The organism is Cupriavidus sp. SHE (genome assembly GCF_000812445.1).
Classification (GTDB): domain Bacteria; phylum Pseudomonadota; class Gammaproteobacteria; order Burkholderiales; family Burkholderiaceae; genus Cupriavidus; species Cupriavidus metallidurans.
This window is the reverse complement of the sequence record NZ_JWMB01000023.1, coordinates 96945-112558: the sequence shown is the minus strand read 5'-3', so window position 1 is coordinate 112558 and position 15614 is coordinate 96945. Positions and strand designations below refer to the sequence as shown.

12 protein-coding genes are annotated in these 15614 nt (G+C 65.8%); 11 read left to right on the top strand and 1 reads right to left on the bottom strand.

Annotation, left to right across the window (positions count from 1 at the left end; all coding sequences use genetic code 11):
- Window positions 1-5 precede the first annotated feature (5 nt).
- From RN01_RS13355 to RN01_RS13310, 10 genes are all read left to right on the top strand, one after another.
- Window positions 6-1733, top strand: a complete 1728-nt coding sequence (locus RN01_RS13355; protein WP_017513576.1) for a TadG family pilus assembly protein — start codon at window positions 6-8, stop codon at window positions 1731-1733.
- An 11-nt stretch (window positions 1734-1744) separates the two neighbouring features.
- On the top strand, window positions 1745-3109 hold the full coding sequence (locus RN01_RS13350; protein WP_017513577.1) for a sigma 54-interacting transcriptional regulator: 1365 nt from the start codon (window positions 1745-1747) through the stop codon (window positions 3107-3109).
- A 96-nt stretch (window positions 3110-3205) separates the two neighbouring features.
- Window positions 3206-4351: an exonuclease SbcCD subunit D gene (locus tag RN01_RS13345; RefSeq protein ID WP_017513578.1), complete on the top strand. Its 1146-nt coding sequence runs from the start codon at window positions 3206-3208 to the stop codon at window positions 4349-4351.
- Window positions 4348-7401, top strand: a complete 3054-nt coding sequence (locus RN01_RS13340; protein ID WP_024569344.1) for an AAA family ATPase — start codon at window positions 4348-4350, stop codon at window positions 7399-7401. The genes RN01_RS13345 and RN01_RS13340 overlap by 4 nt, the downstream gene beginning before the upstream one ends.
- 238 nt (window positions 7402-7639) lie before the next feature.
- Complete coding sequence (locus RN01_RS13335; protein WP_011518192.1) at window positions 7640-9076, top strand: M20/M25/M40 family metallo-hydrolase; 1437 nt, start codon at window positions 7640-7642, stop codon at window positions 9074-9076.
- Window positions 9077-9576: 500 nt separating this feature from the next.
- Complete coding sequence (locus RN01_RS13330; protein WP_024569343.1) at window positions 9577-10266, top strand: 3-oxoacid CoA-transferase subunit A; 690 nt, start codon at window positions 9577-9579, stop codon at window positions 10264-10266.
- Window positions 10267-10294: 28 nt separating this feature from the next.
- Entirely contained in the window at window positions 10295-10942 is a 648-nt protein-coding gene (locus RN01_RS13325; protein ID WP_008645348.1) for a 3-oxoacid CoA-transferase subunit B, read from the top strand.
- Between the two features lie 28 nt (window positions 10943-10970).
- A complete protein-coding gene (gene pcaF, locus RN01_RS13320) occupies window positions 10971-12173 on the top strand; it encodes a 3-oxoadipyl-CoA thiolase (protein WP_008645349.1) in 1203 nt (400 codons plus the stop codon).
- 259 nt (window positions 12174-12432) lie between these two features.
- Window positions 12433-13164 (top strand): SDR family NAD(P)-dependent oxidoreductase, encoded by a 732-nt coding sequence (locus tag RN01_RS13315; protein WP_017512610.1) that lies wholly within the window; start codon window positions 12433-12435, stop codon window positions 13162-13164.
- Between the two features lie 103 nt (window positions 13165-13267).
- The gene (locus tag RN01_RS13310) at window positions 13268-14272 is read left to right on the top strand and encodes a tripartite tricarboxylate transporter substrate binding protein (protein WP_008645351.1); all 1005 of its coding nucleotides are present in this window, start codon (window positions 13268-13270) and stop codon (window positions 14270-14272) included.
- A gap of 196 nt (window positions 14273-14468) precedes the next feature.
- Here the strand turns inward: RN01_RS13310 and RN01_RS13305 are convergent, their stop codons facing one another.
- Window positions 14469-14678, bottom strand: coding sequence for a hypothetical protein (locus RN01_RS13305; protein WP_017512609.1), 210 nt, complete (start codon window positions 14676-14678; stop codon window positions 14469-14471).
- A 326-nt stretch (window positions 14679-15004) separates the two neighbouring features.
- On the opposite strand from RN01_RS13305, the gene RN01_RS13300 reads away from it, so the two are divergent.
- Window positions 15005-15574 (top strand): PadR family transcriptional regulator, encoded by a 570-nt coding sequence (locus RN01_RS13300; RefSeq protein ID WP_024569342.1) that lies wholly within the window; start codon window positions 15005-15007, stop codon window positions 15572-15574.
- Window positions 15575-15614 lie beyond the last annotated feature (40 nt).

Genomic DNA, 15614 nt, shown 5'->3' with positions numbered 1-15614 from the left:
TCGCGATGCGTCACGTCACGTCCGGCTCGATCCACCCACGCCAGCGCGGTGCCGTCAGTCTGATGGCCGCGCTGCTGATTGCCGCGATTGGCGTCGCGGCGCTGGTGTCGCTCGACGTCGGCTTCGTGTTCTACACGCAGCGGCAGTTGCAGAAGCTGGTGGACGTGGCGGCGCTTTCTGGCGCGCAGCAATTGAAGAGCGCTGACGATCAGGCGACGACCAATGCCAACGTGCTGTCAAGCGTGACGTCCGCCGCAGCCCAGAACGGCTACACCAAGGCCGTGGCGAATGATTGCACTACGGCAGTGGCTGGCGCGGCGGACGGCGTGCGGACGTGCCTTGGGTTGTGGGACCCCGCCAACCCTGCCAATGGCGACAGCACGCGGCACTTCGATCCGGGCTATCCGGCCACAACGGTGTCGGCCAATGCGGTGCGCGTGCAGGCCACGTTGACGGTACCGCTGCTGTTTATGTTCCAGGGGGGCCAGTCGCGGCAGCTACACGCCGAGGCGATTGCCGCCGCGAGTCCGCCCGCCGCGTCGTTCACGCTCGGCAGCGGCCTGCTCAGGCTCTCGTCGGGTAACGGCCTGCTGGGGCTGCTGCTGGGCAACTCGGTCAATCTGTCGGTGGCGGACTGGAGCGGACTGGTAGGCGCGAACGTGACGCTCGAGCAGTTGCGTTTGCGGGCAGGTGTGGGCACGGTCGATCAGTTGCTGAACACTTCGCTCTCGATCCAGGACTTCTACGCGCTGGTGCTGGGCGCGGCGGGGCAGTCGGCGCTGCTCAACGCGGCGCTTGGCAGCCCCACGACACAGCTTGGCCTGAACGGCATTGGCACCAAGGTGACGCTGGGCCAGATGCTCGACCTGGGTGTGCTGACACCGGCGGCTTCGTCTGCGGCGGAGGCGGCGCTCAACGTGGCAACGTTGCTGACCACGGCCGCCTATGTCGCGCGCGGGACGAGCGCGGTGGACCTGAGCACGCTCAACGTGAAGACCGCGCTTGGATCGATCGGCGGCTCGATGTACATCATCCAGCCGCCGAAGGTGGCCGTGGGGCCGGCCAAGCAGTATCCGGATGGAACGTGGAAGACCACTGCGACGACCGCGCAGCTTGGCCTGAAGCTGGCCGCGCAGGTCTCTGTGCCGCTGGTAGTGGCCAACGTCAATCTGAATCTGCCGTTGTGGCTGCAGATCGCGCAGGCCAAGGGAGATCTGACGCATATCCAGTGCGCGGCTGCCGTTCCGGACCGGCGGGCGACTGTCAATGTATCCACCAACGCCGTGATGGCGTGCCTGGGCAACCCCGGCGGCACAGGCTGTTCCGGCGGCCCACTTACCATCGCCGACGTCCAGCTGTCGGCGGTCGGACTGTTCCCCATTGCCGATGCGAAGATGACCGGACAGCCGATCTCGCAGTCCGGTCTGGCTGGTGCAGGCAACAGCTTCGTACTCGCACCGGGTGGTTACGTGGCCGCATCGTCGAGCACAGTGATCGGCGACACCGTGACCAACGTGATCAACGGCCTCAATCCAACGCTCGATGTCAGCCTGCTGCAACTTCAATTACTGAGCATTTCCCCGGGCTGGCTGCTGCAACAGGTGCTGAATCCATTGCTCACGCTGATCAACCAGCTCGTCAATACCTTGACGAGCCTGCTCGGCATCAGCCTTGCCAACGCCGACTTGTGGCTCAACGGCGTCGACTGCAACAACACGGAACTCGTGTACTGAACTGAACGATCATGAAAGCAGACCGGTGGGCCTACGAGAGCCTTGAAGTCTATGTGTGGGAAGGCAAGTACGAGATCGCCGATCGCGTCGCGCGCTTTCTGACGCCACTGGGCGCCGAAGTCGTTCGCGCAGGCGCGCTCGATGCGCTGCCGGCCGAACCACGGGTCAAGCCCAGCATCGCCGTCATCAGTGCGTCGGCGATCGGCTCCGCCAAGTTCACGCTGGATTGGGAAGCCGCGCACGGCATGCCGGTGATCTGGGTCGGCGCGCCCGACCGCGAGAGCGATCCCGGCCGGTTCCCGACCGAGTACGCCTATATCCTGCCCCACGATTTCACCGGCGCCGATCTGCGCACGCAGATCGCCAAGCTGATGCCGCAACTGATGGCGGCGGCCGAGGCGCGCCCCGATGTGGCCGATCTCGTCGCCGGGTCTCCGGCAATGCAGTCGCTGCTGGAGCAGGTCGATACCTTCGCCAATTTCGACAGCAACGTGATGCTCTATGGCGAGACCGGCGCGGGCAAGGAACGCATCGCGCGGCTCTTTCACGATCGCAACGCGACGTATGGCAAGGGACCGTTCGTGGCGGTCAACTGCGGCGCGATTCCCGATGGGCTGTTCGAGTCGCAGTTCTTCGGTCACGCCAAGGGCGCGTTTACCGGCGCGATGTTCGCGCATCGCGGCTTCTTCGAGCAGGCCACCGGCGGCACGCTGTTCCTGGATGAGATCGGCGACTTGCCGCTGTTCCAGCAGGTCAAGCTGCTGCGCGTGCTGGAGGAGAACGCGGTGACGCGGCTCGGCTCCGCCATGGCGGTCAAGCTGGACTTCCGGCTGGTGGCCGCCACCAACAAGGATCTGCGCGAAGCCGTGACGCAGGGCCGCTTCCGCGCGGATTTGTACTTCCGGCTGGCCGTGATCGAACTGCGGCTGCCCAGCCTCGAGGACCGTGGCCCTGCGGACAAGATCGGTCTGCTGCAATCGTTCATGCGCCACATGATCGGCGCCGCCGCCTACGATGCGCTGCCGCCGATGCCAGACTGGCTCAAGGGCGCCGTGGGCTCCGCGTTCTTCGTCGGTAACGTGCGCGAACTGCGCAACCTGGCCGAACGCATTGGCATCACGGTCCAGCAGCGCGGCGAATGGGACGAGGCGCGCATCCGGCCGCTGTTTCGCTCGCTGCGCCCCGGCGCGTTCGATGGCACCGAGCGGGCCGACCCGCGCGGTGACGCGGAGGAGCGCCGCCGCATCATCGCCGCGCTCGATGCCAACAGCTGGCGACGCCAGGACACGGCGACGTGCCTCGGCATCAGCCGCAAGGTGCTGTGGGAAAAAATGCGCAAGTTCCAGATCGAGGACAGCGAGGCGGAGCCGGTCTGAGTGGTGTCCGCGTACCGTTCGGTGGCCGCGACGTTATGATGCGGGACCGCACGGTATCTGCCGTGCTCTTGGCACCACTGTGCCGAAGGACCCGAATTGCGTTTTCTCCACACCGCCGACTGGCATCTTGGTCGGCTCTTCCACGCCCGTAGCCTGATCGAGGATCAGTCTCATGTGCTCGACCAGTTCGTCGCGCTGGTGCGCGACCTGCGCCCCGACGCCGTGCTGATTGCCGGCGACGTGTACGACCGCGCGGTGCCGCCGCCGGAGGCCGTGGCGCTGCTCGACGATGTGCTGGCGCGTATCGTGGTGGATGCGGGCGTGCCCGTGGTGATGATCGCGGGCAATCACGACAGCGCCCAGCGCCTCGGCTTCGGCGCGCGCCTGCTGGCCGCGCGGGGTCTGCACGTGGCCGGGCGCACCGGTCCGGAAGCGTCCTGCGTGACGCTGCACGATGTGCACGGTGAGGTGCGCATCTACGCCTTGCCCTATGCAGAACCGGCGGCGGTGCGCGACGCGCTCGGCACCGACTTGCCGACGCACGAAGCCGCATTGAACGCCCAGCTCGACGCCATCCGCGCCACGCATCCCGCAGGCGTCCGTTCGGTGGCGGTGGCCCATGCCTTCGTGGTGGGCGGCGCGGTCAGCGAATCGGAGCGCCCGCTGAGCGTGGGCGGTAGCGGTGCCGTGGCCGCGGACGTGTTCCACGGCTTCGATTTCGTGGCATTGGGACATCTGCATCGTCCGCAATGCATCGGCGATAGGATTCACTATTCGGGGTCGCTGCTCAAGTATTCGCTGTCGGAAGCCGAACACATCAAGACGGTATCGCTGATCGAACTTGACGCCGAAGGTGGCGTCCGGATCGAGGCGATACCACTGCGACCGTTGCGCGACCTGCGCGTGCTGACCGGCACGCTGGCCGGCTTGCTTGAGGCGGGTGCCACCGACCCGCACCGGGACGACTACGTCCATGCGGTGCTGACCGACGCGGGCGCGTTGCTGGACCCGATGGCGCGATTGCGCCAGGTCTATCCGAACGCACTGGCGATCGAGCGCGCGGTGCTGGCGCGCAGCGGTCAGGCCGGGGAAGCGGGGCGCAAGCTGCGGGAACTGGATACGGCCAGCCTGTTTGCGAATTTTTTCCGCGAGGTGGCTGACACAGACCTCGACGGTGATCAGCGCCGCGCGCTCGACGATCTATTGGCAGTCATGCAGGCATCGGAAAGGGAGTCGGCATGAAACCGCTTTACCTGAAACTGCAGGCCTTCGGCCCGTTCGCCGCCACGGAGACGATTGACTTCACGCGGCTCGGCGACCAGGCATTCTTCCTGATCCACGGCCCCACGGGCGCGGGCAAGACCACGCTGCTCGATGCCATCTGCTTCGCGCTCTATGGCGATACATCAGGTGGCGAGCGCAGCGCGCAGGACATGCGCAGCGCCAATGCGGACCCGGCCCTGCGGACCGAGGTCACCTTGGAGTTCTCGCTTGGGGCGACACGCTATCGCGTGACGCGTTCTCCGACGCAGGACCGCCCGAGCCCGCGTGCGGCCGGCGGCTTCGTCAAGGAGACTGCGAAGGCGCAGCTCGATGCCCAGGTGGACGGTGAGTGGAAAAGCCACGCCAGCCAGCCGGTCCGTGTGACCGACGCGGTGCGGGTCCTGCTCGGCTTCGACAGCGCGCAGTTCCGGCAGGTGATCGTGCTGCCGCAGGGACGTTTCCGCGAGTTGCTGACGGCGGACTCGAAGGCGCGGCAGTCGATCCTCGAGCGTCTGTTCCAGACCGAGCTCTACCGCCGCGTCGAGGAACTGCTCAAGGAGCAGGCCGCGAGCATTCGCCGCGAAGCCGAGGAGATCTCGGTACGACGCAAGACCTTGCTGGACCAGTATCAGTTGCCCTCCGAACTGGCGCTTGACGAACGTATCGCCGCGCATCGGGAGACGTTGTCCGAGCTGGAACGGCGCGAAGCGCTGGCGCGTGCGGGTAGCGAAGCGGCGCAGGCGTCCTTGCGCAAGGGCGAGCTGGAGAGCACGCAGATCAAGGCCTGGAAAGAGGCGGAGGGCGCCTATGCCGTGCTGTCGGCCCGGGTGCCGGCGGTCGACACGGACCGCGCTCGCCTGCAGGCCGCGCGACGCGCGGCGCAGGTGACGCCGGTTGCGCAACTGCTTGAGGTTGCCAGACAGGATCAGACGGCCGCACTCGCCGCGAATGCCGCCGCCGGGACGCGCGTGGCAAGCGCCAGCCGGGCCGCAGATATCGCAACGGGCGCGCTGCGCGCGGAACAGGCGCGTGGCGAAGCGCGTTTGGCCGCACAACGCACCGTGGCGAAACTGGAGGCGATTCTCCCGCAGGCACGCAGGCTTGGCGTGCTGCGCAACGGCGTGGCGCTGGCGAGTACCGGACTGGCCGCTGCCCAGGTGGCGCTTACCGCCAAGGCGAAGGCGCGCGATGCCGCCGTGGCGGCGGCGAAGACGCTGGAAGGCGAGCTGGAGCTTGCGCGGCGCGACGGCGCAAATGCGCAGGCCCTGCAGCTTCAGCTTGGACTGGCGCGCGAACGCGCGACGCGGGTGGCACGTTGCCGGCAGCTCGATGCCGAACTTGGGCCGTTGCGCGAATCGCTGGCCGCTGCGGAAGCCGGCGCCAGCCGGGCGATGCAGACGCGCGATACCGCGCGTGTCGCAATGCGTCAGGCGGAATCGGACTGGCGTTTTGGCCAGGCGGCACGCCTCGCCGCTGGCGTGAAGCGTGGCGAACCTTGCCCCGTCTGCGGTGGCAAGGACCACCCTGCGCTGGCGCAGCAGACGCTGGCGCTGGTGACCGACGAGGACCTCGATACCACGCGAGCCGCCTTGCAACATGCCGACGAGGCGTTGGCCGACGCGCAGGCCGTGCGACAAAAGGCCGAGGCAAACGTCGCCCAATGTCAGGTGCGTCTGGCGGATCTGCGCGAAGGCGCGGGCGATGTGTCCGACGCGGGCGTGCAGGCGCTCGATCAGGAAATCCAGACGCTGACCGCCAGCGGCGCGAAGGCCGAGGCTGCGGCAACCCGCGCGGAACGGCTCGCGGCCCAGACCATACAGGCGCGTCAGGCGCAGGAGTCTGCCGAAGCCGCCGTGCAGGCGGCCGAAGGTGCATTGCGCACGGCGATGCATGAGCACGCTCAGCTTGATGGCGAGTGGCGTGCCGCGAGTGCGCAGGTGCCCGAGGATTCGCGCGACCCCGACGTCGTGACCGCATCGCTCGAAGCCGCGCAGCGCGAAGCCGGCGCACTGGAGGCCGCATTGCAGGCGGCCCAGGGCGCTGAGCGTGATGCGGTGGCACTGCTGGCCGGTGCGAATGCGGCACTGGCCGCCGCGCGCGAAGCCACTACTCGTGCCGAGGAACGGGCCGCGCAACGCGACGCCGCCTTTGTGGAGGCACTTGCCACCGCCGGATTCGCCGGAGCGGACGACTACCGCGCCGCATCCCTGGCTGACGATGCCACGCGCGTGCTTGACGACGCCGTGCGCGCATTCGACGTCGATCTGGCTCGCGCCGCGGAATGGCGCCAACGCACGGCGGAAATCGGTCAGGCGTTGCAGACGCCGGACATGCCTGCATTGCTGGCGGCACGCGATGCGGCGGCCGTTCAGCTTGAAGCGGCAATCCGGCAGCGCAGCGAACTGGCCGCCGTGCGCGATGCGCTGTTGCAGTGCAAAGGCTTGCTCGACTCGCTGGCCGCCGAAGGACGCGACGTCGAGACGCGCTACGCGGTGCTCGGCCGCCTGTCGGAAGTGGCGAACGGCAATAATCCGCGCCGCATGACGTTCCAGCGTTTCGTGCTGGCCACGTTGCTCGACGAGGTGCTGGAAGCTGCGTCGCTACGGCTGCTGCGCATGAGCCGGGGTCGCTACGCGCTGCAACGTGTGCGAGAGCAGGGCGATCAGCGCGTGGCCGGTGGCCTTGACCTCGAAGTGTTCGACCACGATACCGGCGGCACGCGCCCGGCCAATACGCTGTCCGGCGGCGAAGGCTTTCTGGCGTCGCTGTCGTTGGCGCTGGGTCTGGCCGATGTGGTGCAGTCGCGCGCCGGTGGCATCCAGCTCGATACGCTGTTCGTTGACGAAGGCTTCGGCACGCTCGATCCGGAAAGTCTCGACTTCGCGATTCGCACGCTGCTCGATCTTCAGCAAGCCGGACGGCTGGTTGGCATCATCTCGCACGTAACCGAACTGCGCGAGCGGATCGACGTGCGGCTTGAGGTCCGGCCCGGCGTGGCGGGCAGTCAGGCCGTGTTGCGCCTGCCCTGAGCCCCGGGGTCCACGGCGCCGGAGCGCGCGGTGGAAGGCGCGCGAGCGCAATTCCACGCGCGCGCCACTTGGGAGATACCCCAAATCGCGACGCGGACGCCACGTGCCTAGAATATTCGGCGAGCACTTAATAAAACGTTGTTCCGCCTATCGGAACTTCGAGGGAGGGGAGGCTGCGACGAATCCGTCGGGCCTTTTTCCTTCCTGCTCGATCCCATAACGAATATTCGGAGGTGTCGTGCGTATCCATCGTCGTCCAGAAGCTGTTCGCGCCCTGGTGGCCGCCGTGCTCGTGACCTGCGCCGCAGGGGCCGTTGCCCAGAGCCTGCCCGCCAGCAAGGCGCCCCCCGCCACGCTCACGCCCGACCAGCAGCGTTTTCACGATATCTACAAGGAACTGGTCGAGATCAACACGACGCATTCGGCCGGGGACAGTGCCCAGGCGGCGCGCGCGATGGAGAAGCGACTGGTGGAGGCAGGCTTCTCCGCGTCGGATATCCAGGTGTTCGAGCCGTTTCCGCGCAAGGGCAATCTGGTGATGCGCTTCAAGGGCACCGGCGCCAGGCAGCCGGTTCTGCTGCTGGCGCATATCGACGTCGTGGAGGCCAAGCGCGAGGACTGGAAGACCGACCCCTTCCAGCTTCAGGAGACCAATGGCTACTTCACCGCGCGTGGCTCCATCGACGACAAGGCGATGGCGTCGGCGTTCGTGTCGGTGCTTGGGCAGTTGAAGCAGGAAGGCTTCAAGCCGTCGCGCGACATCATCCTGGCGCTCACGTCCGACGAGGAGCGCGGCGACGTGCCCAGCAATGGCGCCGACTGGCTGGTGAAGAACAAGCCTGAACTGCTGAAGGCCGAGTTCGGCATCAACGAGGGCGGCGGCGGCGAGCTGCGCGACGGCAAGCCGGTGCTGCACCGCGTTCAGGTGGCCGAGAAGATGTACACGACCTACGAACTGGAAGTGCGCGACGTGGGCGGGCATAGCTCGGTGCCGACCAAGTCCAATCCTGTGTATGCGATGTCCGAGGCGCTGAGCCGCCTGGGTGCGTACCAGTTCCCGGTCAAGATGGCCGACGTGACGCAGACCTACTTCGCGCGCAGCGCTCCGCTGGCGAAGGGGCAGCTTGCCGAGGACATGCGCGAGGTTGGCACGGGCCGTCCGAGCCAGGCGGCGATCGACCGGCTGTCGGCCATTCCGTTCTACAACGCCCAGCTTCGCACCACCTGTGTGGCGACCATGGTCAATGCCGGACACGCCGAGAACGCGCTGCCGCAATCGGCCAAGGCCATCGTCAACTGTCGCATCCTGCCGCATGACGATCCGGCCGACATCGACCGCCAGCTCAAGTCGGCCCTCGGTAACGACAAGATCAGCGTGCGATACATCAACAAGCCGCTGGCCAGCCCGGCCTCTCCGCTAGACGGCGCGCTGATGAAGGAGGTCGACGCGCTGACCAAGCAGATGTGGGATGTGCCGGTGATTCCGGCCATGAGCACGGGCGCAACCGACAGCCGCTTCATGCGCAATGCCGGTATCCGGATGTACGGCGTTTCCGGCCTGTTCACCGAACCGTCGGACATGCGCGCGCATGGTCTGGACGAGCGCATCGAGATTGCGCGCCTGTACGATGGCCGCGAGTTTCTCTACCGTCTGGTGAAGCGGTTGTCGGAATAATTTAGTAAAACTGCGATTCCGCAAGGCATCGGCGGGCGTTGCGCACTACCATGCGTGGTAGCTGTGCATCGCCCGCCGTACCTTTGGTTCAAGCCTGTTTCAGCCCGCCTCTGGTCGTGTATGACGCTGCCCGGCGGGCTGGCCGATTATCGCCCGAGACGTGGCCCCCCGCCTTGACCCTGTTTTGGCGACAGGTGTAACCTTTGTTCATTCTGCGAATTGGAGTTCGTATAGCGAACTCCATGGGAGTCCGGTGAACAAGGCAGGAAACTACTGACGTTCGCTGGTATTCGCAGCAAGCATCTGCATGAAGCCGCAGCAAGATGGCTGACAAAACAACTGCAAGATTGTTGGACTGTCCTTGACGGACCACCGCGCACGGAGCGCGGGGACATCAGACAGGACGCCCGTCCAGCCACTGCCGGAGACAGCTTTGCGTGCCGCGCCCCTTTGCGGCCGGTCCCGGTATGCGCGCCGGACCCTTCCATACTGGAACGCAAGTGATCAACAAGCTATATGACTCGGTGGAATCGGCAATGGCCGACATCCACGATGGCGCCACGATCCTGATTGGCGGTTTCGGCCTGGCCGGCATGCCGGCGGAGCTGATCGACGCGCTGATCGCCCAGGGCGCGCGCGACCTGACCATCGTCAACAACAACGCCGGCAATGGCGACACGGGCCTGGCAGCGCTGCTCAAGGCCAAGCGTGTCCGCAAGATCATTTGCTCGTTCCCGCGCCAGGCGGACTCCTACGTATTCGACTCGCTGTTCCACGCCGGTGAAATCGAGCTGGAACTCGTGCCCCAGGGCAATCTGGCCGAGCGCATCCGCGCGGCCGGCGCCGGCATCGGCGGTTTCTTCACGCGCACGGCCTACGGCACGCCGCTGGCCGAAGGCAAGGAAACGCGCATCATCGACGGCCAGGGCTATGTGTTCGAAAAGCCGATCCACGCTGACTTCGCGCTGATCAAGGCCGAGACCGCCGACCGCTGGGGCAATCTGGTCTATCGCAAGACCGCCCGCAACTTCGGCCCGATCATGGCCATGGCTGCCAAGTGCCCGATCGTGCAGGTCAGCAACGTAGTGGAACTGGGCGAACTCGACCCCGAGCACATCGTCACGCCGGGTCTGTTCGTCAAGCGCGTGGTCAAGGTTGCAAGCGCCGCCAAGCCGGCCGGCGCGGCCTGATCCGAATCGAGCGAAGAAGGAGAAACACATGCAACGCCTGACCCGCGACCAAATGGCCGCCCGCGTGGCCAAAGACATTCCGGACGGTGCCGTGGTGAACCTCGGCATCGGCCTGCCCACCCTGGTCGGCAATCAACTGCCGGCCGACCGTGAAATCCTGCTGCACAGCGAGAACGGCCTGCTCGGCATGGGCCCCGCTCCCGCGCCGGGCGAGGAAGACGGCGACCTGATCAACGCTGGCAAGCAGCCGGTGACGATCAAGCCGGGTGGCTCGTATTTCCACCACGCCGATTCGTTCGCGATGATGCGTGGCGGCCACCTCGACTTCTGCGTGCTGGGCGCGTTCCAGGTATCGGAGAAGGGTGACCTGGCCAACTGGCATACCGGCGCACCGGGCGCCATCCCCGCCGTGGGCGGTGCGATGGACCTGGCTATCGGCGCCAAGCAGGTGTTCGTGATGATGGAGCACCTGACCAAGCAGGGCGAAAGCAAGATCGTGTCCCAGTGCACCTATCCGCTGACCGGCATCGGCTGCGTCACGCGTGTCTACACGGACCTGGCCACGATCGATGTGACGCCGGACGGCCTGGTTGCCCGCGATCTCGTGGACGGCCTGTCGTTCGACGAACTGCAACGCCTGACCGGCGTGCCTCTCAAGCAGGCCGTAGCCGCCTGACCCACCACCAAGACGAGCGAGACAGAACATGAGCGAAGCATTCATCGTTGACGCCATCCGTACCCCCATCGGCCGTTACGCCGGCAGCCTGTCCGGCGTGCGCGCGGACGACCTGGGCGCCGTGCCCCTGAAGGCCCTGATGGCCCGTAACGCCAGCGTGGACTGGTCGGCGATCGACGACGTGATCTTTGGCAACGCCAACCAGGCCGGTGAAGACAACCGCAACGTTGCGCGCATGTCGGCCCTGCTGGCTGGCCTGCCGGACGCCGTTCCCGGCGCGACGATCAACCGCCTGTGCGGTTCGGGCATGGACGCCACCGGCACCGCCGCCCGCGCCATCAAGGCTGGTGAAGCCAACCTGATGATTTCCGGCGGCGTGGAAAGCATGAGCCGCGCCCCGTTCGTCATGGGCAAGGCCACCTCGGCCTTCTCGCGTGACGCGCAGATCTTCGACACGACCATCGGCTGGCGTTTCATCAACCCGGCGATGCGCGCCGCCTACGGCGTGGACTCGATGCCCGAGACCGCCGAGAACGTGGCGACCGACTACAAGATCGGCCGTGAAGACCAGGATCTGATGGCGCTGCGCAGCCAGGAGAAGGCATCGCGCGCGCAGGCCGACGGCACGCTGGCGCAGGAAATCACCCCGGTGACGATTCCGCAGAAGAAGGGCGACGCCATCGTGGTCGACCGCGACGAACATCCGCGTGCCACGAGCATGGAAGCGCTGGCCAAGCTGCGCGGCGTGGTGCGTCCGGACGGCACGGTGACCGCCGGTAACGCCTCGGGCGTGAACGACGGCGCGTGCGCGCTGCTGCTGGCCAGCGAAGCGGGTCTGAAGCAGCACGGCCTGAAGCCGCGCGCCCGCATCGTTGGCATGGCAACGGCTGGCGTGGCACCGCGCGTGATGGGTATCGGCCCGGCACCGGCCACGCAGAAGCTGATGAAGCAACTGGGCATGACGCTGGACCAGATCGACGTGATCGAACTGAACGAAGCGTTCGCCGCGCAAGGCCTGGCCGTGCTGCGTCAACTGGGCATCGCCGACGACGACAAGCGCGTGAACCCGAACGGCGGCGCCATCGCACTGGGCCACCCGCTCGGCATGAGCGGCGCGCGTCTGGTGACGACCGCGATGTACCAGCTGGAGCGCACTGGTGGCCGCTTCGCGCTGTGCACGATGTGCATCGGCGTCGGCCAGGGCATCGCCATGGTGATCGAGCGCGTTTGATGGCTTGATGCATGACCACTGGCCGATGCCAGTGGTCATGCGCTCCTCTCTCCCGCGCAGGTGGGAGAGAGGAGTTACCGAAGCAAAACAGTAGAAGTTTCAGTTTCCCTTGCTTCCCGTCGTTAATTCATGCGGGAAGTTTCAGTGGTGTCTCTTCCCCAACGAGGTAGAGCATCGCGGCCAGGCCGACGGGCTCGCCGGCTTCGCCGCATTTTTTCTGATTTGACTGGCCGCTTGCGTGCCGGTGCGGAGTACCGAGATGTCCCTTCCTGTTGCCACCCTGGTCACTGGCGCCAGTTCCGGAATCGGCCGAGCCATTGCGGAAATGCTGCTCGCCGATGGTGTGACGCGTGTCATCAACGTCGACTATGCAGCGCCGACGTGGTCGCACCCGAACATGACCTTCTTCCAGGCCGACCTGACCAATGCCGATGCCACGCGCGCGGTGGCGGAACAGGTGACGTCTCAGTTCGCCGTGACGCGGCTCGTCAACAATGCCGGCGCCACGCGCCCCGGCACGGTTGACACGGCCACGGCGGAAGATCTCGATTACGTCGTGGGCCTGACCCTGCAGGCCACGATGCTGCTGACACAGGCCTGCCTGCCCGCGATGCGCGCGGCGGGGTTTGGCCGCATCGTCAACATGGCCTCGCGCGCGGCGCTGGGCAAGCCCGAACGCGTGGTGTATTCCGCGGCCAAGGCTGGGCTGGTTGGCATGACCCGAACGCTGGCGATGGAGCTGGGCGGCGACGGCATCACCGTCAACGCCGTGGCACCGGGTCCCATCGCCACCGAGCTGTTCCGCCGGAGCAATCCGGAGGGCAGCGAACAGACACGGCGCATTCTGGCAAGCATCGCCGTGAAACGCATGGGAACGCCGGAAGACGTGGCGCGTGCCTCGCTGTTCTTCCTTGCACCCGAGAATGGTTTCGTGACGGGACAGGTCCTGTACGTCTGCGGCGGAACCACGCTGGGTGTGGCACCCGTATAAGAAAGTGCCCGCCCCCCAGGCACGGGGCGGAATAGCGGTTCAAAGCATTACGTCCGCGGTAAGCCAGTTGGCTAGCGGACGTGCATCACTCCTGGAGCACAAGATGAGTATCACCAAGCAAACGTCGAAGGCGCGCAGACGCCTGCTGGCCGTAGGCGTGGCACTGGCAACTGGTTTTGCCGCCATGACCGGCGCCCAAGCGCAGGGCACCTATCCGACCAAGCCGATCACCATGATCGTGCCGTTCTCGGCAGGTGGCACCACCGATATCCTGGCCCGTATCGTCGGCCTGCAACTGGGCAAGGCGCTCGGCCAGCCCGTCGTGATCGACAACCGTCCGGGCGCGGGCGGCAACATCGGCGCATCGCTGGCCGCGAAGGCGCCGGGCGATGGCTACACGCTGTTCATGGGCACCATCGGCACGCATTCGATCAACCAGTCGCTGTACTCGAAGCTGCCGTACGACCCGGTCAAGGACTTCGCGCCGATCACGCGCGTGGCCATGGTGCCGAACATCGTCGTGGTGAACCCGAAGGTGCCGGTCAACAACATCAAGGAACTGATCGCCTACGTGAAGGCCAACCCGGACAAGCTGTCGTACGGCTCGTCGGGCAGCGGCTCGTCGATGCACCTGTCGGGCGAACTGTTCAACTCGATGACGGGCCTGCACATCCAGCACATCCCGTACAAGGGTAGCGCTCCGGCCGTGAACGACCTGCTGGGCAACCAGATCGGCCTGATGTTCGACAACATGCCGTCGTCGTACCCGCACGTGAAGGCCGGCAAGCTGCGCGCCATCGCCGTGACCTCGGCCAAGCGCTCGCCGGCACTGCCGAACGTGCCGACCGTGGCCGAGTCGGGCGTGCCCGGCTATGAAGCCACGTCGTGGTTCGCGCTGTACGCCACGGGCGGCACGCCGCAGGCCGTCGTCGATCGCCTGAACGCCGAAGTGGTGAAGATCCTTGCCATGCCGGAAGTGAAGAAGCAGATGGCCGAGCAGGGTGCCGAACCGCATCCGGAAAAGCCGGCTGAACTGGCTGCCTTCATGAAGTCCGAGGCCGCCAAGTGGGCCAAGGTGGTGAAGGCTTCTGGCGCGACCGTGGACTGATCTCCCGGATCGACCCAGGTCGCCGAAGACCGGCCAGCAGGCATCGCGCCTGCTGGCCGGTTTTTTTTTGGTGGGAATCCTCTTCAGAAAAGAAAAGCCCGCGACGTTCGTCGTGGGCTGAATCCCAGGTCCTTGGCGGACAGGAGGAGACAATCGACAGACTTGCGGTGACTGGAATCTCACCGCAGTAAAGGCATCAGGTCAGGCTGTACTTGACGACCTGTTCTTCCACACCCACGAAACGCACCAGTTGCCGCAGGCCGCTGGCGTATTCCTTGATGTGATGGCCCTCCGGGGTATCGGGGAGCCGGTAATAGAACGGCGCCGTTCCGGCGCGCGCGCGGGTGACAGGCTTCGTCACCTCGACTGCGGCTGTGCCGGCGGTCGCATCCGGTCTTGCGTTCATGGACAACTCCCGGGTAGCGCATGGCGCGGAACGTTGGGCCGGTAGAAGGGCACGCGCATGCGGGGTGGCAATGTCTGGAATGTATTGCAGATTATCGGGAAATGCCATTTCGATTTTTTTACATCAGTATCGTAATAATTGACTAAATTGTCATGAATGCGAGTATTTGTGCCGTCACTTGCACATGGCTGGTTTCGACGCGCGCATCTCAGTGGATATCGGCATGACGTGACGTGACTTGCGCGTTACCATAGCGCCACCTGACCATTTCACTGAACTTGGTCAGCATCATCCATGCCAGCGATCCCGTCGCACCTATCGGCCGAATGTCCACCCAACACGCTCTCCTGATATCCCTGATCGAAAAGCCATCCTCGGGCTACGATCTCGCGCGCCGGTTCGACAAGTCGATCGGTTATTTCTGGCACGCCACTCACCAGCAGATCTATCGGGAGCTGGGGCGGATGGCCGAATTGGGCTGGATTGCCTCGGACGAGCCGGAAGTCACCATCGACGGAGACGGGGCGGAGAAGAAAGGCCGCAAGAAGGTCTATCGGGTGTTGCCCGCCGGGCACGACGAACTGGTGCGATGGGTGCTTGCGCCCGGTCAGGGGCTGGACCAGCGCGAGGAGATCCTGGTCAAGCTGCGTGCCGATGCCGCGATCGGGCCGCTAGGCCTGGACAAGGAGATGGGGCGACTGATTGCACTGCACGAGGCGCGGCTGGAAACATACCGGGGGATCGAGCGCAAGGATTTCTCCGGCACGCTCGACCGCCGGCAGCAGATCCAGTACGCATTGCTCCAGCGCGGCATCCAGTTTCAGGAAAACTGGCTCGCATGGGGCAGGTCGCTGCTGCCGCTGCTCACTGCCACGGGCAGTGGCGTCAAGGACTGACGACGGGCGTCGTCAGTCTTCAGACTACAAACTACAAACT